We start from the raw sequence: 19243 nt of genomic DNA, 5'->3' as shown, positions 1-19243 counted from the left end.
TCAATGAAACAGCTCGTATGGCTCTTTAAGTGGCTACTTAAAGCAGCCATTTTTTTTACCCTGTTCGCCTTTGCCCTGAACAACCAGGGCGATGTGACCGTGCAATTTTTCTTTGGCACTCGCTGGACTGCTCCGTTGGTGCTAGTGGTGCTGATTGCCTTTGCCGCCGGCCTGCTAATTGGTGTGCTGGGCATGGTGCCGCGCTGGTGGCGCCACCGACGGGCTGCCAGCCTGGCACGCCAGGCCGCAGCCGCCGCCATTGCCAACGCCAACGCCGAATCCAACAAACCGCCGATGGCCCCACCGCATGGACTTTGACATCACTCTGATCCTCATGGGCCTGCCCGTGGCCTTTGTGCTGGGGTGGCTGGCCTCGCGCATGGACATGCGCCAGCTGCGCATGGAAAACCGGCAGGCGCCCAAAGCCTATTTCAAAGGCCTGAACTTCCTGCTCAACGAGCAGCAAGACCAGGCGATCGACGCCTTCATCGAGGCGGTGCAGAACGACCCCGATACCTCGGAGCTGCACTTTGCGCTGGGCAACCTGTTCCGCCGCCGCGGCGAATACGAGCGCGCCGTGCGCGTGCACGAGCACCTGCTCTCGCGCGGCGACTTGAGCCTGGACGACCGCCATCGCGCACAACATGCACTGGCGCTGGACTACCTCAAGGCCGGCTTGCTGGACCGAGCCGAAGACGCGCTGCTGAAACTCGAAGGCACGCGCTTTGAAGCCCAGGCCCGCCTGGCTCTGCTGGCCAACTACGAACGCTCGCGCGACTGGGAACAGGCCGCGCTGGTGGCGCAGAAGCTGGAATCCAGCGACCAGGGCAGTTTCAAGGGTCGCCTGGCACATTACCTGTGCGAACAGGCCGCCACGCTGCGGGCCGCTGGCGAAACCGCCCAGGCACAGTTCCTGTTGCACCAGGCCATTGCCACCGCGCCTGACGTGCCCCGCCCGCGCATGGATCTGGCCGACCTACAGGCCCACAACGGGCACGCGGCCCAGGCCTACACCACGCTGACCGAGGCCATGCAGGCGGCTCCCAGTGCCGTGGCCCTGATCGCTCCGCTGTTGGCCCAGCAGGCTGTGGCCGCGGGCCAAGGCGCGGCCGCGCTGGCACTGCTCAAGGATTGCTACGCCCAGGTTGCCTCGCTGGACGTGCTGGACGCCATCGTGGCGCTGGAAGCTGCCAGTAGCGAAACCACGCCCACCGCCCGCGACTGGTACGCACGCCACCTCGAAAAAGAACCCTCGCTGGTGGCTGCTGCCAAATGGATTGCCGGCGAAAAGCTGGAACGCGAAGCCTTCCACCCCCAGGTCCAGCGTGCGCTGGACCATGCGGTCAAACCCCTGACGCGCTACCGGTGCGCAGCCTGCGGCTTTGAAGCCAAGGTGCACTTCTGGCAATGCCCGGGCTGCCAGGCATGGGACAGCTACCCCGCACGTCGCGTCGAAGAACTCTGAATCGCTATAACAAGACCATGACGATTTCCAAACTGACTCTCTCAAAAGCCCGCGTGTTGGTCGTGGGCGATGTGATGCTGGACCGCTACTGGTACGGTGCGGTAGACCGCATCAGCCCCGAAGCCCCGGTGCCCGTGGTACGCGTCACCCGCGAAGAAGAGCGCTGCGGTGGCGCCGCCAACGTGGCCTTCAACGCCGCCACGCTGGGCGCCCAGGCGTCGTTGTTGACCGTGGTGGGTGACGACGAAGCCAGCCACAAGCTCGAAGCGCTGGTAGCCACCACCGGCATCCGCACCCACTTTGGCCGCGACAGCGACCTCAAGACCACGGTCAAACTGCGCGTCATTGGGCGCCAGCAGCAACTGATCCGCCTGGACTTTGAAAACACCCCGAACCACGAAATCCTGGCCGGCCAGACCGCCATTTTTGAAAACCTGCTGCCGCAGCACGACGCGATTCTGTTTTCCGACTACGGCAAGGGCGGCCTAGCCCACGTGAGCGACATGATTGCACGCGCGCGCACTGCGGGCAAACCGATCTTCATCGACCCCAAGGGGAGCGATTACTCGCGCTACCAGCAGGCCACCGTCATCACACCGAACCGCGCCGAACTGCAGCAAGTCATCGGTGCCTGGCACAGCGAAGACGAACTGCGCAGCAAGGTCAGCGCCCTGCGCCAACAACTCCAGCTGGACGCCGTGCTGCTCACCCGCAGCGAGGAAGGCATGACGCTGTTCGATGCCGCGGGCCAATTGCATGTGAGCGCCCAGGCGCGCGAAGTGTTTGACGTGACCGGCGCTGGCGACACGGTGATTGCCACCATGGCGGCCATGGTCGGGGCCGGATTGAGTTTGCGTGAGGCCGTGCCTCTGGCGAACCGCGCCGGTGGTTTGGTGGTGGGTAAATTCGGCACCGCTACGGTGTCTTACGAGGAGCTATTTGCATGACACGCATCGTGGTCACCGGCGCGGCCGGCTTCATTGGCAGCAACATCATTGCCGGGCTCAATGCCCGCGGCCTGACCGACATCATTGCAGTGGACGACCTCAAGCAGGGCGACAAATTCCGCAACCTGGCGGACCTGCAAATTGCCGACTATGTGGATGCCGACAGCTTCTACGACGACTTTGCCTCCGGTCACTATGGCCAGGTGGAAGCCGTGTTCCACGAAGGCGCCTGCAGCGACACCATGGAGCAGGACGGCAAGTACATGATGGCCAACAACTACACGCTGTCGTGGCACCTGTTCCAGGCCTGCCAGAAGCGCGGGGCGCGCCTGCTGTATGCCTCCAGCGCGGCCACCTATGGCGGCTCCGACACCTTCCGCGAAGACCCTGCGTTTGAGGCGCCACTCAATGTTTACGGCTACTCCAAGCTGCTGTTTGACCAGCGCATGCGCCGTGAGTGCGGCAACGACTTCCAGCGCACCAAGGCCGGCAAGACGCACCAGGTGGTGGGCTTTCGCTACTTCAACGTCTATGGCCCGCGCGAGCAGCACAAGGGCCGCATGGCCAGTGTGGCGTTTCACCAGTTCAACCAGTTCAATGCCGAAGGCAAGGTCAAGCTGTTTGGTGAATACGGTGGCTACCCGCAGGGCGGCCAGATGCGCGACTTTGTATTTATCGACGACGTGGTAGCCGTGAACCTCTGGTTCTTCGACAACCCGGGGCAAAGTGGCATCTTCAACCTCGGGTCGGGCCGCGCCCAGCCCTTCAACGACGTGGCCAGCTCGGTCGTCAACGCGATGCGAGGTCTGCGCGGCGAGGCCGCCTTGCCACTGGCCGATATCGCAGCCCAAGGCCTGGTGGAGTACATCCCCTTCCCCGATGCGCTACGTGGCAAATACCAGTGCTACACCCAGGCCGATCTGACGGCCCTGCGCGCCACCGGCTGCGACCACGCGTTTGTAGACGTGCAAACCGGCGTGGGCAAGTACGTGCAGTGGCTGGCCAACCGCAAGGCTTAACCTCGATGGCATACGCACGCGCCCTGACCCTGTTGGCCGCCGGCCTGGTGTTCAGCCTATCGAGCTGGGCGCTGGAGGTGAATGACGCCACTGAAGCACAGCTCGATGGTGTGCGTGGCCTGGGCCCCAGCCAGACCGCGCGCATTCTGCAGGCGCGCGAGGCCGGACCATTCAAAAGCTGGGCCGACTTCATGGTCCGCGTCAAAGGTATCAAGGCCCCAACGGCCACCAAACTCTCCGCCCAGGGCCTGACCGTAGGCGGAGCCACCTACCCCGGAGCCACCCCGTAATGCTGGCCGTTTTCGCCATCTGTGTGGGCGCTTGCGCCGGTGCCTTGGCCCGCTGGCAGTTGGGCCTGTGGCTCAACCCTGCAGCCGCTGCAGCGGGCACCACACTGCCGCTGGGCACGCTGGCCGCCAACCTCATTGGTGGCTACCTGATTGGCGTGTGTGTGGCGGTGTTCCAGGCCCTGCCGCAGTTGGACCCGGCCTGGCGCCTGGCGCTGGTCACGGGCTTTCTGGGCGCGCTCACCACCTTCTCCAGCTTCTCGGCTGAAGTGGTCGGCATGCTGGGCCAGCAGCGCTATGCGCTGGCGCTGGGCACCTCGGCGGTACACCTGCTGGGCTCGCTGCTGCTCACCGTGGCAGGCATCCGGTCTGCTACGTTTTTTATAGCTTCTCACGCATAGTTCATGAGGGCTAGCGGCCTATTTGGCATGAAACTCGGGTTGTCGTCGAGCTGAAACACTTGGACTGCGCTGCGCAGGTGTTGGGTTTCCTGGGCCAGGCTCAAGGCGCCCGCCGCCGACTCCTCCACCATGGCCGCGTTCTGCTGGGTCGCCTGGTCGATCTGGTCCAGCGTGATGCGCAGCTGGCCTATGCCGGTGTGCTGCGCCTGGGCGGCGCTGCGGATGGTCTCAATGGTCAGGGACACCTGGCCCACGCTGCGCACAATGTCCTGCATGGTGCGCCCGGCACTGGCCACCAGCACGGTACCCTGCTCCACCGCCTCTACCGAGCGGCCAATGATGGCCTTGATCTCACGCGCGGCCTCGGCCGAACGGCCCGCCAGGCCCCGTACCTCGCTGGCAACCACGGCAAAGCCACGGCCCTGGTCGCCGGCACGGGCGGCCTCCACGGCGGCGTTCAGCGCCAGGATATTGGTCTGGAACGCAATACCGTCAATAACCTGGATGATGTCGGCAATCTTGCGCGAGGCACCGTTGATGTCTTGCATGGTTTGCACCACCTGGGCCACCACCGCGCCGCCGCGCTCGGCCACCTGGTGGGCCGCCACGGCCGAGCGCACCGCCTGCTGGGCCGATTCGGCTGTATGCCGCACAGCGTCTGACAACTGGCCCACAGCCACCGTGGTGCGCTGCAGCGACACCGCAGCCTTCTCGGTGCGCTCCGACAAGTCGGTATTGGCCATGGCAATTTCATCGGTATTGCTGCTCACCACCTCCACGCCTGCGCGCACCTGCGTCACCAAGCCGGCCAGTGCGGTGTGCATGCGCCCCAGGTCGCGCTGCACAGCGCCCAGTTCGTCATGGCCGAACACCTGCAGCGGGGCACGCAAATCGCCCTGGCCCCATGCGTCTGCCGTGGTTTGCAGCTGGGCAATGGGCCGCAGGATGGAGCGCACGATGGCCAGCACCAGTGCGGTGGCCAGTGCGGCCACCAGCAGCGTGGCCACGCCCACTAACCAAGGTGCCTGCGCACCAGTGGCCTCCAGCGCATCGCGCCGCTGCGCAGCCCGGGCCGAGATGGATGCGGTCAATGTCTGCAACGCGGCCTCGGCCTGCTGAATCTGCGCCTTGTGCGGCGCCATGGCCCGGTTGCCAGCCCAAGGATCGTTGAGCTCGCCACGGGCCATTTGCCCGAGGATGGATTTGAAGCCCGCCGCGTAGCGGTCCAGCGCCTGCAGCATGTCCGCCAGCGCCACGGCATCAGCGGGCTGCGCCAGCGCCTGGGTGCGGGCAATGGCCTCGCGCGTGCGGGCTACTTCGGCAGCCCACTGGGCGGTGAACTGCTCAGTCTCCTGCTCATCGCCCATGGTCAGGAAAATGTCTTTTTCAAACCGACGGGCGCTGCCCAGCGCGGTGCGCACATCGCCCAGGGTTTGCACGGCTTCAAACTCGGCGTCGATGAAGTCGGTGGCGCGCTGCGCCTCGCGGGTGATGGTGAAGGCGGCGAACGCCCCCACCAGTGCCAGAGCCCCCACCGAGAACGCCAACAGCAATAACAACCGCGAACGAATTCGCCAACGTACCAACCATGCCATGGGCACCTCCTTGTGAGGCGCCATCGTCACGCGCAGCGATGACGTCGTGATGACACGGCCTTACACTCCCCCGACCCGAGAAAGGCCCCCATGCTGACCGCACTGATTTGTATCTTCGTTCTGGCCTATGTCGCCATTGCCCTGGAGCATCCGCTCGGGGTCAACAAGTCGGCATCCGCACTGCTGGGCGCGGGCCTGCTGTGGACGCTGTATGCGCTGGGCCACAACGATGCTGCGCTGGTCAACGCTCAGTTGGGCGAGTCACTCATGGGTACCGCGCAGATCGTGTTCTTCCTGATGGGGGCCATGACCATTGTGGAAGTGGTGGACGCACACAACGGCTTTGAGGTGATCACCTCGCGCATCAAGACCACCCGGCTGTCCACACTGATGTGGTTGGTCGGTCTGGTGGCGTTCTTTCTGAGTGCGATTCTGGACAACCTGACCACCACCATCGTCATGGTCTCGCTCATGAAGAAGCTGCTGCGAGAGCGCGATGACCGCCTGTTCTTCGCCGGCATCATCGTCATCGCGGCCAATGCCGGTGGCGCCTGGACCCCCATTGGCGATGTCACCACCACCATGCTGTGGATCGGTGGCCAGATCACCGCGCTGGAGATCATGAAAGGGCTGTTCCTGCCCTCGTTGGTTAACCTGCTGGTGCCGCTGGCCGTGACGAGCTACATGCTGGGTAAGCGTCCTGTGCTGGCCCCGCAGCGCAGCGCCGAAGATGCCGGCCTGGAAACCAGTGCGTTCGAACGCAACCTGATGTTCTTTCTGGGCCTGGCCATTCTGGTACTGGTGCCGGTGTTCAAGACGCTGACGCATCTGCCCCCGTTCATGGGCATCCTGCTGGGCCTGGGCGTGCTCTGGCTGGTGGGCGATCTGGTGCACCGCCAGGAAGAAGACCTGCGCAAGCAGCGCCTGACGCTGGCACGCGCGCTGACGCGAATCGACATGGGTTCGCTGGTGTTCTTCATCGGCATCTTGCTCAGCGTGGCGGTGCTGGAGCACACCCATGTGCTGTCGTCCATCGCCCAATGGCTGGACCAGACCGTGGGACGCCAGGACGCCATCGTGATGATCATAGGCCTGGTCAGCGCCGTGGTGGACAACGTACCCCTGGTGGCCGCCAGCATGGGCATGTACAGCCTGGCGCAGTACCCTGCCGACAGCTTTCTGTGGGAGTTCATGGCCTACTGCGCGGGCACTGGGGGCTCCATCCTCATCATTGGCTCGGCCGCCGGGGTGGCGGCCATGGGCCTGGAGAAGATTGACTTCCTCTGGTACGCCCGCAAAATCGGCGGGCTGGCGCTGCTGGGCTACCTGGCTGGTGCCGTCGTTTACATGGGGCTGGAGCGCTGGCTGCACTAGCGCCACAGTGCGCTTTGCGGACCTTCGCTTAAGGGTAAACACCAAGCGCATGCGTCAGGCTTTCTACAGGGGATTTAAGGCACTATCCAAGACTTGAAAGCACGGCCTGCGCCTGCGCGTGCCCCCGAACAAGACTAATGGAGACTCCTCTGTGATTGCACTACTGAAATTCGCTTTTGGCATTGACTGGCTCAGCGAAAAGCTGGGCACCTTCGCGTCGTGGACGGTGTTACTGGCCGCCCTGATCAGCGCGGGCAACGCCTTCATCCGCTACGGCTTCGACCTGACCTCCAACGGTTGGATCGAGATCCAGTGGTACCTGTTTGCCTACACCGTGATGGTGGGCGCCCCCATCGTACTCAAGCTCAACGAACATGTGCGGGTGGACCTGATCTACGGCAAGCTCAAGGGCAACAAGCCGGTCTACGTAGACCTGTTCGGGCTGCTGTTTTTCCTGCTGCCCGTGATCACCCTGCTCACCTACCTGTCGGCCCATTATTTCTGGGGCATTTACGTGTCCCGCGAAATGTCGCAAAACGCCGGTGGCCTGATTCGCTGGCCCGCAGTGCTGGCCATGCCCGTAGGCTTTGCCATGGTATGGCTGCAAGGCGTGGCTGAAATCATCAAGCGCGTGGCGTATTTGCAAGGCAAGTACGAGATGGACACCCATTACGAAAAACCCCTGCAGTAAGCACGGCCGCCCCCCATACCTACAACGACAAGATACTCAGGAACCTCCTATGCAACTGGAACATTTCCCCCCGCTGATGTTCGCGGGATTGGTCGTCATCATGCTGATCGGTTTTCCGGTCGCATTCTCCCTGGCTGCGCTGGGCCTGGCCAGCGGCTTTTACGCCATCCAGATGGGCTGGTTTCCCGCCGCCTTCATGGGCAACTTGCCCATCTCGCTGTTCTCCATCCTGAACAATGAGCTGCTGCTGGCGATTCCCTTCTTCACCTTCATGGGCACGATTCTGGAGAAGTGCGGCCTGGCCGAAGACATGCTGGACTCCATGGGCCAACTGTTTGGCCCGGTGCGCGGTGGCGTGGGCTACTCAGTCATCATCGTGGGCTTCATCCTAGGGGCCATCACTGGTACCGTGGCTGGCCAGGTGATCGCCATGGCGCTGATCTCGCTGCCCGTGATGATGAAGTACAACTACAACATGCGCTACGCCACCGGAGTGCTGGCGGCCTCGGGCACCATCACGCAGTTGGTGCCACCGTCGTTGGTGCTGGTGGTGCTGGCTGACCAGTTGGGCCAGCCCGTGGGCGATATGTACAAGGGCGCCTGGGGCCCGTCCATCCTGCAGGTGCTGATGTTTGCGGCCTACACCTTTGCGCTCTCGCGCTTCAAGCCCGAGTACCTGCCCGGCATCCCCAAGAGCGAACGCACGCTGGACGGCTGGGCCCTGTGGTCCAAGTGCCTGCGCGGCATCATCCCCTCCGCCGTGTTGATTTTTGCGGTGCTGGGTTCCATGGGCGGCCTGCCCTTCCAGAACACCGCCATTGCCACACCAACCGAAGCCGGCGCCATGGGCGTGGTGGGCGCGTTGATTCTGGCCGCCATGTCCAAACGCCTGACCCCCGCCCTGATCTGGGAAGCCATGAGCGGCACCATGCGCCTGACGGCCATGGTGGTGTTCATCCTGATCGGTTCACGCGTGTTCAGCCAGGTGTTCCAGGGCGTGGACGGTGCCAAGTGGGTCGAACACCTGCTGACCGGTCTACCCGGCGGCCAAGTCGGCTTCCTGGTGGTGGTGAACGTGTTTGTGTTCTTCCTGGCCTTCTTCCTGGACTTCTTTGAGATCGCCTTCATCATCGTGCCCATGCTCGCCCCGGTGGCCGACAAGATGGGCATCGACCTGATCTGGTTCGGCGTGCTGCTGTGCGTGAACCTGCAAACCAGCTTCATGCACCCACCATTCGGCTTCGCGCTGTTCTACCTGCGCGGCATTGCCGACACGCTGTTCAAGGACAAGCGCATTCCCCGCCCCGTGCTGTCCAACGACATCTACCTCGGTGCCATTCCATGGGTGATCATGCAAATCATCCTGGTGGTGGTGGTGATTTTCCTGCCCCAATCGGTCACCATGTTCCTGGACGAGAAGATCGTCGTGGACATCGACAAGGTGACGATTGAAATGCCCGCCGAAGAAGGCGCCCCCGCCACCATGGAACTCAAGCCCGGTGAAGTGGCCCCCCCTGTGGACGCTGCGGCTGTCGACAAGGCTGCAGAAAAAGCGGCTGAAGACGAGCAGAAGAAAATCGACGAGCTGTTCAAAAAATAAGACCACCGCCCCAGCCCCGCTGGGGCCTTGCCTGCCACGGCCCCGCCTTCACTGGGTGGGGCCTTTTTACTTTCAGGAACCTGCATGTCCCAAGACACCTCCCCCCCCCTGGCACCCACACCTCCCGCCGTACTGAATTTCGCCCCCGAGGCTGGTGAGGTCACCTCGGCCGCTTATGGCACCGTGTTCAAGGGCATTGCCCTGGTGCTGCTGATGCTGGCCGGCGCATGGGCCTGGCAGATGCACCAATGGAATTTGCAGCAGGCCGCACCGCAGCCCGTTTTCTGGCTGTTGGCACCCTGGGGGCTGATGGCCTACACCGTATGGTTTGTGGTTACCGGAAAAACTCGACTCAACGGCCAGTTTTTGGAGCAGTCGTGGATGTGGCGCAAGCGCGTGGAGTTGAACAACCTGGCCTATGCCAAGGTCATCCGCATTGGCGGGCTGGACTGGCTGATTGCCCCACGGCTCTACACCAAGAGTTTTGGCGGCAAGCTGATCATCTTTTATGCTGCCGATGCCACCATGCTGGCCGAATTCAAACGCTTGGAACTGGCGCTGACCGTGCTGCGCAACAACCCCTGAAGGCTGCGCGTGCGCCCATAAAAAAAACCGCGCCGTAGCGCGGTTTTTTGTTGCCACTGACGTGGTGTTTTACAGCTTCTGGTTTTGCATGAAGCCGTCGAACTTGGCTTCGGTGAAACGGAACCAGAGGTTAGAGTCAGCGCGGAACTTGGAGTAGTCTGCGTAAATCTTCTTCCAGTCTTCGTTCTTGTCGTTCAGTTCGGCGTACAGGGCTTCTGCGGCCTTGAACGCAGCAGCCATCACGTCGTTGGGGAACGGACGCAGCTTGGTGCCGCTGCCCACCAGCTGCTTCAGTGCAGCAGGGTTGCGGGCATCGTACTTGGCTTGCATGTCGGTGTGGGCATAGGCCGCGGCGCACTCGACGATGGCCTTGTTTTCCGCCGACAGTGCGTCGTAGGCCTTCTGGTTGATGTACAGGTCCAGCTGAGGGCCGCCTTCCCACCATCCGGGGTAGTAGTAGTACGGTGCCACCTTGTTGAAGCCCAGCTTCTGGTCATCGTAAGGACCGACCCACTCGGCCGCATCGATGGTGCCTTTTTCCAGCGCGGTGTAGATTTCGCCGCCAGGAATGTTCTGGGGCACCACACCGATTTTTTCCATCACCTTGCCGGGGAAGCCACCGGTACGGAACTTCAGACCTTGCAGGTCCTTCACCGACTTGATTTCCTTGCGGTACCAGCCACCCATCTGGGCGCCTGTGTTGCCCATGGGGAAACTGATCATGTTGTATTTGGTGTAGAACTCACGCATCAGCTTCAGGCCGTTGCCTTCGTACATCCAGGCGGTCATCTGGCGGCTGTTCAGGCCGAAGGGAATCGCGCAGCCCAAAGCAAACGCTTCGTTCTTGCCGAAGAAGTAGTAAGGCGCTGTGTGTGCGCATTCCACCGCGCCATCTTTCACGGCATCGACCACACCGAACGGAGGCGTGATTTCGCCGCCCGCGTGGGTGGAGATTTCAAACTTGCCGCCCGACATTTCTTTCACTTTTTTGGCGAACACTTCGGCAGCACCGAAGATGGTGTCCAGCGCCTTGGGGAAGCTGGAGGCCAGGCGCCAGCGCACTGCGGCTTGTGCATGCACAGCAGGTGCTGCACCTGCGGCCAAAACGCCAGCAATGCCTGCGTTTTTGATGATTGAACGACGATCCATTCGGTGTACTCCGGTAATTGTGTTGTAACCATCTCACGGCGAAGTGCTCCCTTGCCGCAAGGACTGTAGTAGTCAAGCGCGATTGTAGGAACGCGGTGCCCCCCTTTCGTGGGGGTTTTCCCTCGACACGGGCACGCTGGCACGCCGCATTCAGGATTCTGCAAGCCAGCGTGTTGCGCGCTGGCTTTCTAACTGACGGGTGGCTTACGCAGCGCGTGCGGCAGGTGCCAACAATGCACCAAAACGCTGCGTGATGGAAGCCTGCATGCCCTTGGCATCCAGCCCCTGCAGTTGCAACAAATACGCGGGGTCACCATGCTCGATGAACTCGTCGCTCAGGCCCAGTTGCAGCACCGGCAGCTCCAGCCCGGCGGCCTGCAATGCCTCCAGCACCGCACTGCCCGCACCGCCCATGGTGGCGCCCTCTTCCACCGTCACCAGCGCCTGGTGGCTGTTCGCCACCTGCAGCAGCAAGGCCGTGTCCAGCGGCTTGGCCCAGCGCATGTTCACCACCGTGGCGCCCACCGCTTCGGCGGCTACCAGCGCCGGCTGCAGCAGTGTGCCAAAGGCGAGAATGGCAATGCCCTTGCCTTGCTTGCGAATTTCACCCTTGCCAAAGGGCAGTCCTTCCAGGCTGCTTTGCACCGCCACACCGGCGCCACTGCCACGCGGATAGCGCACCGCCACCGGGTGGTTTTGGGCAAACGCGGTGCTCAGCAACTGGCGGCATTCGTTCTCGTCGGCCGGGCAGGCAATGCTGACATTGGGAATGCAGCGCAAGAAAGGAATGTCGTAGGCGCCTGCATGGGTGGCCCCATCTGCGCCCACCAAACCGGCACGGTCCAGCGCAAATACCACGGGCAGGTTTTGCAGCGCCACATCGTGGATCAACTGGTCATAGGCACGTTGCAAAAAGGTGGAATAAATCGCCACCACGGGCTTCAAGCCCTCGCAGGCCAAACCACCGGCAAACGTCACCGCGTGCTGTTCGGCAATGCCCACATCAAAGTAGCGTGCGGGAAAGCGCTTTTCAAACTCCACCATACCCGAGCCCTCGCGCATGGCGGGCGTGATGCCGACCAGGCGCGGGTCGGCGGCAGCCATGTCGCACAGCCACTGGCCAAACACCTGGGTGAAGGTGGGCTTGGCCACGGCGGTGGACTTGACCAGCCCCACGGCCGGGTCAAACTTGCCGGGGCCGTGGTAGGCCACGGGGTCGGCCTCGGCCAGCTGGTAGCCCTGGCCTTTTTTGGTAACCACGTGCAAAAACTGCGGGCCTTTGAGTTGTTTGATGTTTTCCAGCGTGGGGATCAGGGAATCGAGGTCATGCCCATCGATGGGGCCGATGTAGTTAAAGCCGAATTTCTCGAACAGCGTGGCGGGCACCACCATGCCCTTGGCCTGCTCTTCAATGCGCTTGGCCAACGCAAACAGCGGGGGCGCGCCCTTGAGCACGGTCTTGCCCACGTTCTTGGCAGCGGCGTAAAACTGGCCGCTCATGAGTTGGGCCAGGTAGCGATTCAGCGCACCCACCGGCGGGCTGATGGACATGTCGTTGTCGTTCAGGATGACCAGCAGCTTGCAGTCTTCCACGCCCGCGTTGTTCAGCGCCTCAAAGGCCATGCCGGCGGTCAGCGCGCCGTCGCCAATCACCGCCACCGAGTAGCGGTCTTCGCCCTTGATGCGGGCCGCCAGCGCCATGCCCAGCGCAGCCGAGATGGAGGTACTGGAGTGCGCGGTGCCAAAGGTGTCGTATTCGCTCTCGTCGCGGCGCGGGAAGCCCGAGAGGCCGCCGAACTGGCGCAGGCTATGCATGCGGTCGCGCCGACCGGTCAGAATTTTGTGCGGGTAGGTCTGGTGGCCCACGTCCCAGACCACGCGGTCTTCGGGGGTGTTGAACACATAGTGCAGCGCCACGGTCAGCTCCACCGTGCCCAGGTTGGAGCTCAGGTGCCCACCGGTCTTGGCCACGCTGTTGAGCAAGTAGGTGCGCAGCTCGTCGGCCAGGGTGCGCAGCTGCGCGCGCGGCAGCTGGCGCAGTGCCGCGGGGTCCTCAATCGTGGAGAGCAGGGGCAATGGAATGATGTCGTTAGAGGGCATTTGCTATCTTTTTTGTAGCTGCTTGCGCATATTATTCGGGGGCTAGAGGCCTATTTCTCTCTCAACACCTAGCTTGCGCGGTGCACCACCATGCCGGCCAGGGCCTGCAGGGCGCGGGTGTCGGCCAGGCCACTGGCCTGCAGCGCGTCCAGCGCCTGTTGAAGCAGCTGGGCCGCATAAGCCTGGCTGGCGGCTAGCCCCATCAGCGACACATAGGTGGGCTTGTCATTGTCGGCGTCTTTGCCAGCGGTCTTACCCAGCGTGGCCGAGTCGGCGGTCACATCCAGAATATCGTCCACCACCTGGAAGGCCAGGCCAATGGCCGCGCCATACGCCTCCAGGCCCTTGAGCGCCTGGACCGAGGGGGCGGCGCAGTGTGCGCCCATCACCACGCTGCCCTGCAGCAGCGCGCCGGTCTTGAGCTGGTGCATTTCGCGCAGCTGGTTCTCCGTCAGTGGCAGGCCCACGCTGGCCAGGTCAATCGCCTGGCCACCGGCCATGCCGGCACTGCCCGCGGCGCGCGCCAGCAGGCCGCACAGGCGCGCTTGCACGGTACAGGGCACCGAGTCGTCCTGGGGCGTCAAAAATTCAAACGCCAGAGCCTGTAAAGCGTCACCGGCCAGCAGCGCGCTGGCCTCGCCAAACTGCACATGCACCGTGGGCTTGCCCCGGCGCAGCACGTCGTTGTCCATACAGGGCATGTCGTCGTGCACCAGCGAATACGCGTGGATCAGCTCCACCGCGCAGGCCGCACGCAGGGCGGCGGCGGGGCAGCCATGGCCATTGGCCGCAACGGCCTCATGCGCGGCCAAAACCAGCAGCGGGCGCAGGCGCTTGCCGCCGTCCAGCACGGAATAGCGCATGGCTTCCACCAGCGCGGCGGGCGCGCCGTGGTCCACGCCCTGGGGCGCGTCAGCGGTGATCCAGGCTTCCAGCGCGCGCTCTACCTGGTTCAGGCGTTCGCGGCTCCAGCTGTCCAAGTCAAAAGGGGCCACGGGGTGGGGGGCAACGGCTGCGAGCATCAGGCTTTCCAGGGTTTCAGGGCGCCGTCGTCCAGCACCTTGATTTGTTCTTCCACCGCCTGCAGCTTGTCACGGCAGAACTGCAGCAGTGCCGCGCCGCGTTGGTAACCGCTCAGTAACTGGTCCAGTGGCATCTCGCCAGACTCCAGCCGGGCGACCAGGCGCTCCAGTTCTTCCATGGCAGCCTCATAGCTGGCGGGCGGGGGCACGCTGCTGTCGACAGCGGCGTTGGCAAGGGTAGGAGAGGAAGCACTGGCCTTGGGCATGGGAGACGTTCAAAAAGCAAACCGCGATTTTAGGCCCAAGCAGGTACAATCGCCCCTCCCGCCTCCGGCCTCCCGCTTCTGGGATGGACGGCTCCCATTTACCGAGCTCCTTGTTGCGCACCTGAATGCGCACCCTATGGCGCACCCCCCTGTGGGGAGTCTTCAGGTCAGGTCACCCATGTCTGATTTAAGTCTTCAACTGCAGCAGGCACACAGCCAACTACCAGTTTCAAGCTACTTTGACCCGGCGCTCTATGCGCTTGAGATGCAAAGTATCTTCCAGCAAGGGCCCCGCTATGTGGGGCACTCCCTGAGCGTTCCCAACGTGGGGGACTACTACGCCCTGCCCCAGGAAAAGGAAGGCCGCGCGCTGGTGCGCAATGCGGGCGGGATCGAACTCATCTCCAACGTCTGCCGCCACCGCCAGGCCGTGATGCTCAAGGGCCGCGGCTCGCTGACCCACAACGCCCAGGGCAGCGCCAGTGGCAACATCGTCTGCCCGCTGCACCGCTGGACCTACAGCGGCGCCCACGCAGGCAGCCATGGCACACAAAGCGGCACGCTGATCGGCGCCCCCCACTTTGCCCAAGACCCCTGCCTGAACCTGAACAACTACAAGCTGCAGGAGTGGAACGGCCTGCTGTTTGAAGCCAATGGCGTGGACGTGGCGGCCCAACTGGCCAATATGGGCCCGCGCGCCGACCTGAGCTTTGACGGCTATGTGCTGGACCGCGTGGAGATGCACGAGTGCAACTACAACTGGAAGACCTTTATTGAGGTCTATCTGGAGGACTACCACGTGGGCCCCTTCCACCCGGGCCTGGGCCAGTTTGTGACGTGTGACGACCTGCGCTGGGAAATGCACGACAACTACTCGGTGCAAACCGTGGGCGTGGCCAACCGCCTGGGCAAGGCCGACGCCTCTGGAGGCTCCCCCGCCTACGAGCGCTGGCAAAACGCCCTGTTGAACTACCGCAACGGTGTGCCGCCCAAGTTTGGCGCCATCTGGCTGACCTACTACCCGCACATCATGGTGGAGTGGTACCCGCATGTGCTGACCGTGTCCACGCTGCACCCGATGGGGCCGAACAAGACCATGAACATGGTCGAGTTCTACTACCCCGAAGAGATTGCCGCGTTTGAGCGCGAGTTCGTCGAAGCCCAGCAGGCTGCCTATATGGAAACCTGTATCGAGGACGATGAAATCGCCGAGCGCATGGACGCCGGACGTGCCGCCCTGCTGGCGCGTGGCGACAACGAGATCGGCCCCTACCAAAGCCCTATGGAAGACGGCATGCAGCACTTCCACGAGTGGTACCGCGGCAAGGTCGACCTGTCCCAACACCTGGCCTGAGCACGACAGACACCATGCAAGCACTGTGGATGGTTCTGGCCTCGTTCTGGTTCGCGCTGATGGCGGTGGGCATCAAGTTCGCCTCCCACAGCTTTGGCACGTTTGAGCTGGTGTTTTACCGCGGCATCGTCAGCATCATCTTCATGGGCATTGTGGTGCGCGCCCGTGGTGCCACCCTGCGCACGCCGGTGCCCATGATGCATGTGTGGCGCAGCTTCATTGGCGTGGCCTCGCTCAGTTCCTGGTTCTACGCCATCGCCCACCTGCCCCTGGCCACCGCCATGACGCTGAACTACATGAGCGGCGTATGGGTGGCGGCCTTTGTGGTGGGCGGCGCCCTGCTCTACGGCAAGAACCAACCCCAGGGCGCGCTCTTGGGCACGGTGTTCATGGGCTTCGCGGGGGTGGTGATGACACTACGCCCCACCATCGACCAAAACCAGCTCTTCGGCGGCGTGGTGGGCCTGCTCTCGGGTCTGGGCTCCGCCCTGGCCTATATGCAGGTCACCGCACTGGGCAAGGTGGGCGAGCCCGAGGAACGCACGGTGTTTTACTTCTCGGTGGGCAGTGCCGTGGTGGGCGGCGTGGGCACGCTGTTTACCCACATCACGCCCTGGAGCGAAGTGGCCTGGCAAGACGCGGCCTGGGTCATCCCCATCGGTATCCTGGCTTCACTGGGCCAGTGGTGCATGACGCGCGCCTACCGCAAAGGCGCAACGCTGGTGGTGGCCAGCATGCAGTATTCGGGCATTGTGTTTGCTGTGGTCTTTAGCCTGGTGCTGTTTGGCGACCACATCGAACCGATGGGATGGGCGGGCATTGCGGTCATCGTGACCAGTGGCGTGCTGGCAACCATTCTGCGTTCGCGAGCTCTTCCCAATACGCCAGCGGAAGAGCATTGAAAACTTTAGTCTAAAAGCAGATCCCAACGACTACCCATAGTGGTCATTTACAGGGATTTGCTGCGCAAGTCTAAGGAGCTTAAATTGGGTCCAGATCCTTCGGGTAGCTGAGGTGCCTGCCGACTGAAAGCGGTCAAAACACTCACCAGTTATATGTAAGTAGTTCAGCGGGGATTGGGTCGCCCCAAGTACTCCATCCGTGCTCTGCCAACTTCTCAAACCATCTATCTCGTCGAGATGGTGGGAGCTTAGAGCCACAGAAAGGACAATGATTTATCTGCAGAACTTCGGCCGAAGGCTGACAAATCAAGCCGTATTCGTCGAACACTGGCGACCAATAGATTCGCTTGTCAGTTGAACCCAGCAGAGGACTTTCTGCTGCCGGAAAGGACATGTTGCTTTGCTCCGACATGTCCGGACAGCAATGATCTTTTACATGCGTAGGTTCATCAACTAAGACGAATGAAAATGTCATATTGCGGCTAGGTGAACTATGGATTGGGCAATGTTATCGACACTTCAGATGTCAGATTCTGCCGAGTAGCTGAGGCGTCAACAGACTGTTAGCTGACTTTCTGCGCTATTGCCAACAGAAGCGCCGCTCTCTGAGGTGTCAGTTGCATGGTTAGCAACGGGTTTGCAAGTTCATGCAGCAGCTCTCTTACTGTCGAGTTGGCGTACCCAATATCCTCCCGCCACTCAAGTGCGTTTGCCCACGCCTCAACGTCAGATTCAGCCAATGTTCCTCGAACAAACTTGGACAGCACCTGGCTGAAGTCATCAGGGTTGAGGACTATCAAGTTTGATTCCGAGTCCCACGGAAGTAGGGCTAGATTTGAAATAGCTTCGGGAACGGGTATTGAGACTTTGACCAAGGCGTTAAGAGCAGCGATTCGACTAATAGGTGACATTCAGCGAGATTTATCAGATAGCGGCATCAGACTGGAAGCGGTCATTAAACAACTACGATTTCTAGCTTTAACAGTGGAGACTACTGGTGCGCAATCTTTGCCGCGAAGGGATCATTGTCGGTTGCATGTTCATTCAGAGCCGAATGGTCAAAGGGTAGCAGCATAGAAATTGAATTCATGACCAGCCTGATTCCCGGCCAACGATTGGGAGTAAACGTGGTGACTCGCGAAATCCATCTCGCATTGTTCCAACTGCCTCTTGAAGCAATGCAGTAACTTTGGCCCTTTCTTCTTTCGACGCACTTTTATTGAAGTAGATTTCAACCCTCTCAGGCCCATCGGCGGGTTGTATTAATTCCCAAGCAATGAAGTGTTTTTCTTCTACATAGAAGTCCATCTGGCGATCTGGGTAACTTGAGTAGTGAAACGGCCGAATAATGAGCGCGCTACAGCTGTCGATTTCAAAAATCAAGTGCTGTTCGAGAAAGTTTAGTTTTTCATCCTCAAGCAGACTATGCGGTAAGCGCAGCGCGTTGAAGACTTGAGTAGTACAAATTTCACGAACGAATGTCATATTGCCGCTTAACGTGATTTAGCAGCGAATCGTTTCTAAGGGCCCGCTTCCGCCGCGGAGCCGAGGCGCCTGCAGACTGGTTACAGTCTTTCACAGTGCTCCCAAGCAGTCGTTAACGTCGACGTTGTACGGCGGGCAGCACACGCCGCGCAGCGGCATTCTGCTGCTGCATGTCCGCGACGAACAAATTGTTAGACATCTTCTTCGACTGATTTGGCCCAAAAAACCACTGCATTGTCTTCCCCCCATTCGCCGACCTCAATCTGCTGACCATTCTCCCATCCCAGACTACTCAAGTCGGCCACATAGAGGTTTTGTGGCAACTGACAAGAAAAGTTCATGGTCCGAGGGACAGAAAATCTCAGGCGTTTCAAGGAGCCAGAGACAGATTGGAAGGTGAGCAGGACAAACTCCGCGCACCCAGTTTCATACGCCAAATCGACCTCATAGCGTATGACTGTCCATTGCAATGGTTCTTCCATCGTTGGATGGAACAGTTTCTCAAGCTCTTGTGGCGAAAGCGTACTCATGACTTCAAATGTCTAACGTTGGCCGCCGTTGTGGGTCCATTCGACGAACCTGTTAAACGGCCTGCGCATATGCACTTGCCCGATCTTCAGCTAGCCCGGTGACGCCAACGACATTGCCTAGGCGAGGTTGACAGACTCTGTAAATGATGAAACCTACGTGCTGAAGTTGACTGCGCTTTATGCAGGTCAACTCGACTTGGTGAGAGCCGAGCCAGCGACTGCTTGCCCCGGCAGTTCCGACAGCGAGCATGAAATTTCGCCAGCTTTCTTCGCCGAGATGAGAGTGAAAGTCTATGAGAAAGGTCGATGCTTCCATGGACGTTTAACGTAATTTATACCGCAAAGCGCTGCGGTATAACGTGGGAGTGTGGTCTATAAAAAATGGCATTTTTTCATATCCAGTCTGCGTGAGCTGCTCTCATAAAAATAGCGACAAACACCGCAGTCTTCACTCTCGATTTTGACCACTCA

At 61.3% G+C, this 19243-nt stretch carries 21 protein-coding genes; 12 read left to right on the top strand and 9 right to left on the bottom strand.

Annotated elements, in window-relative coordinates; genetic code table 11:
* Window positions 1-3 precede the first annotated feature (3 nt).
* From AC1DZ5_RS10905 to crcB, 6 genes are read left to right on the top strand one after another with little or no spacing between them, the layout of a single operon-like run.
* Window positions 4-318: a LapA family protein gene (locus tag AC1DZ5_RS10905; RefSeq protein WP_477888900.1), complete on the top strand. Its 315-nt coding sequence runs from the start codon at window positions 4-6 to the stop codon at window positions 316-318.
* Window positions 308-1465, top strand: a complete 1158-nt coding sequence (lapB, locus tag AC1DZ5_RS10900) for a lipopolysaccharide assembly protein LapB (RefSeq protein ID WP_477888898.1) — start codon at window positions 308-310, stop codon at window positions 1463-1465. The genes AC1DZ5_RS10905 and lapB overlap by 11 nt, the downstream gene beginning before the upstream one ends.
* A 17-nt stretch (window positions 1466-1482) precedes the next feature.
* The gene (gene rfaE1, locus AC1DZ5_RS10895; protein WP_477888896.1) at window positions 1483-2412 is read left to right on the top strand and encodes a D-glycero-beta-D-manno-heptose-7-phosphate kinase; all 930 of its coding nucleotides are present in this window, start codon (window positions 1483-1485) and stop codon (window positions 2410-2412) included.
* Window positions 2409-3431: an ADP-glyceromanno-heptose 6-epimerase gene (rfaD, locus tag AC1DZ5_RS10890; protein WP_477888894.1), complete on the top strand. Its 1023-nt coding sequence runs from the start codon at window positions 2409-2411 to the stop codon at window positions 3429-3431. Before rfaE1 ends, rfaD begins: the two co-directional genes overlap by 4 nt.
* 5 nt (window positions 3432-3436) lie before the next feature.
* Window positions 3437-3721 (top strand): ComEA family DNA-binding protein, encoded by a 285-nt coding sequence (locus tag AC1DZ5_RS10885; protein ID WP_477888892.1) that lies wholly within the window; start codon window positions 3437-3439, stop codon window positions 3719-3721.
* Entirely contained in the window at window positions 3721-4119 is a 399-nt protein-coding gene (gene crcB / locus AC1DZ5_RS10880; RefSeq protein ID WP_477888890.1) for a fluoride efflux transporter CrcB, read from the top strand. Before AC1DZ5_RS10885 ends, crcB begins: the two co-directional genes overlap by 1 nt.
* On the opposite strand, the gene AC1DZ5_RS10875 is transcribed toward crcB, so the two are convergent.
* The gene (locus AC1DZ5_RS10875) at window positions 4110-5714 is read right to left on the bottom strand and encodes a methyl-accepting chemotaxis protein (RefSeq protein ID WP_477888888.1); all 1605 of its coding nucleotides are present in this window, start codon (window positions 5712-5714) and stop codon (window positions 4110-4112) included. The genes crcB and AC1DZ5_RS10875 overlap by 10 nt on opposite strands.
* A gap of 90 nt (window positions 5715-5804) precedes the next feature.
* Here AC1DZ5_RS10875 and nhaD point away from each other — a divergent pair, with 90 nt between their 5' ends.
* The 4 genes from nhaD to AC1DZ5_RS10855 all read left to right on the top strand — a co-directional run bounded on the left by nhaD (window position 5805) and on the right by AC1DZ5_RS10855 (window position 9964).
* On the top strand, window positions 5805-7088 hold the full coding sequence (nhaD, locus tag AC1DZ5_RS10870; RefSeq protein ID WP_477888886.1) for a sodium:proton antiporter NhaD: 1284 nt from the start codon (window positions 5805-5807) through the stop codon (window positions 7086-7088).
* A 151-nt stretch (window positions 7089-7239) separates the two neighbouring features.
* Entirely contained in the window at window positions 7240-7779 is a 540-nt protein-coding gene (locus AC1DZ5_RS10865; protein ID WP_477888884.1) for a TRAP transporter small permease subunit, read from the top strand.
* A gap of 49 nt (window positions 7780-7828) precedes the next feature.
* A complete protein-coding gene (locus tag AC1DZ5_RS10860) occupies window positions 7829-9379 on the top strand; it encodes a TRAP transporter large permease (protein ID WP_477888882.1) in 1551 nt (516 codons plus the stop codon).
* 84 nt (window positions 9380-9463) lie between these two features.
* Window positions 9464-9964 carry a hypothetical protein gene (locus tag AC1DZ5_RS10855; protein WP_477888880.1) on the top strand — a complete coding sequence of 167 codons (501 nt, stop codon included), beginning with the start codon at window positions 9464-9466 and terminating at the stop codon, window positions 9962-9964.
* A gap of 69 nt (window positions 9965-10033) precedes the next feature.
* Here the strand turns inward: AC1DZ5_RS10855 and AC1DZ5_RS10850 are convergent, their stop codons facing one another.
* The 4 genes from AC1DZ5_RS10850 to AC1DZ5_RS10835 all read right to left on the bottom strand — a co-directional run bounded on the left by AC1DZ5_RS10850 (window position 10034) and on the right by AC1DZ5_RS10835 (window position 14501).
* Window positions 10034-11113, bottom strand: a complete 1080-nt coding sequence (locus AC1DZ5_RS10850) for a TRAP transporter substrate-binding protein (protein WP_477888878.1) — start codon at window positions 11111-11113, stop codon at window positions 10034-10036.
* A 204-nt stretch (window positions 11114-11317) separates the two neighbouring features.
* Complete coding sequence (dxs, locus tag AC1DZ5_RS10845) at window positions 11318-13213, bottom strand: 1-deoxy-D-xylulose-5-phosphate synthase (RefSeq protein ID WP_477888876.1); 1896 nt, start codon at window positions 13211-13213, stop codon at window positions 11318-11320.
* Window positions 13214-13281: 68 nt separating this feature from the next.
* Window positions 13282-14235 (bottom strand): polyprenyl synthetase family protein, encoded by a 954-nt coding sequence (locus AC1DZ5_RS10840; RefSeq protein WP_477888874.1) that lies wholly within the window; start codon window positions 14233-14235, stop codon window positions 13282-13284.
* The gene (locus AC1DZ5_RS10835) at window positions 14235-14501 is read right to left on the bottom strand and encodes an exodeoxyribonuclease VII small subunit (RefSeq protein ID WP_477888872.1); all 267 of its coding nucleotides are present in this window, start codon (window positions 14499-14501) and stop codon (window positions 14235-14237) included. Before AC1DZ5_RS10835 ends, AC1DZ5_RS10840 begins: the two co-directional genes overlap by 1 nt.
* Window positions 14502-14679: 178 nt before the next feature.
* Here AC1DZ5_RS10835 and AC1DZ5_RS10830 point away from each other — a divergent pair, with 178 nt between their 5' ends.
* Together AC1DZ5_RS10830 and AC1DZ5_RS10825 are read left to right on the top strand one after the other, a co-directional pair.
* On the top strand, window positions 14680-15855 hold the full coding sequence (locus tag AC1DZ5_RS10830) for an aromatic ring-hydroxylating oxygenase subunit alpha (protein ID WP_477888870.1): 1176 nt from the start codon (window positions 14680-14682) through the stop codon (window positions 15853-15855).
* 14 nt (window positions 15856-15869) lie between these two features.
* The gene (locus AC1DZ5_RS10825) at window positions 15870-16757 is read left to right on the top strand and encodes a DMT family transporter (RefSeq protein ID WP_477888868.1); all 888 of its coding nucleotides are present in this window, start codon (window positions 15870-15872) and stop codon (window positions 16755-16757) included.
* A 142-nt stretch (window positions 16758-16899) separates the two neighbouring features.
* On the opposite strand, the gene AC1DZ5_RS10820 is transcribed toward AC1DZ5_RS10825, so the two are convergent.
* From AC1DZ5_RS10820 to AC1DZ5_RS10805, 4 genes are all read right to left on the bottom strand, one after another.
* Window positions 16900-17232, bottom strand: a complete 333-nt coding sequence (locus tag AC1DZ5_RS10820; protein ID WP_477888866.1) for a DUF6980 family protein — start codon at window positions 17230-17232, stop codon at window positions 16900-16902.
* Between the two features lie 88 nt (window positions 17233-17320).
* The gene (locus tag AC1DZ5_RS10815) at window positions 17321-17557 is read right to left on the bottom strand and encodes a hypothetical protein (RefSeq protein WP_477888864.1); all 237 of its coding nucleotides are present in this window, start codon (window positions 17555-17557) and stop codon (window positions 17321-17323) included.
* Window positions 17558-17843: 286 nt separating this feature from the next.
* Window positions 17844-18242 carry a hypothetical protein gene (locus AC1DZ5_RS10810; RefSeq protein ID WP_477888862.1) on the bottom strand — a complete coding sequence of 133 codons (399 nt, stop codon included), beginning with the start codon at window positions 18240-18242 and terminating at the stop codon, window positions 17844-17846.
* Window positions 18243-18433: 191 nt separating this feature from the next.
* A complete protein-coding gene (locus AC1DZ5_RS10805) occupies window positions 18434-18772 on the bottom strand; it encodes a hypothetical protein (protein ID WP_477888860.1) in 339 nt (112 codons plus the stop codon).
* Window positions 18773-19243: the final 471 nt, after the last annotated feature.

The organism is Rhodoferax sp. P1_F3 (genome assembly GCF_056405715.1).
Note: the sequence above shows the minus strand (reverse complement) of the source record. Positions and strands in the feature narration are given on the sequence as shown.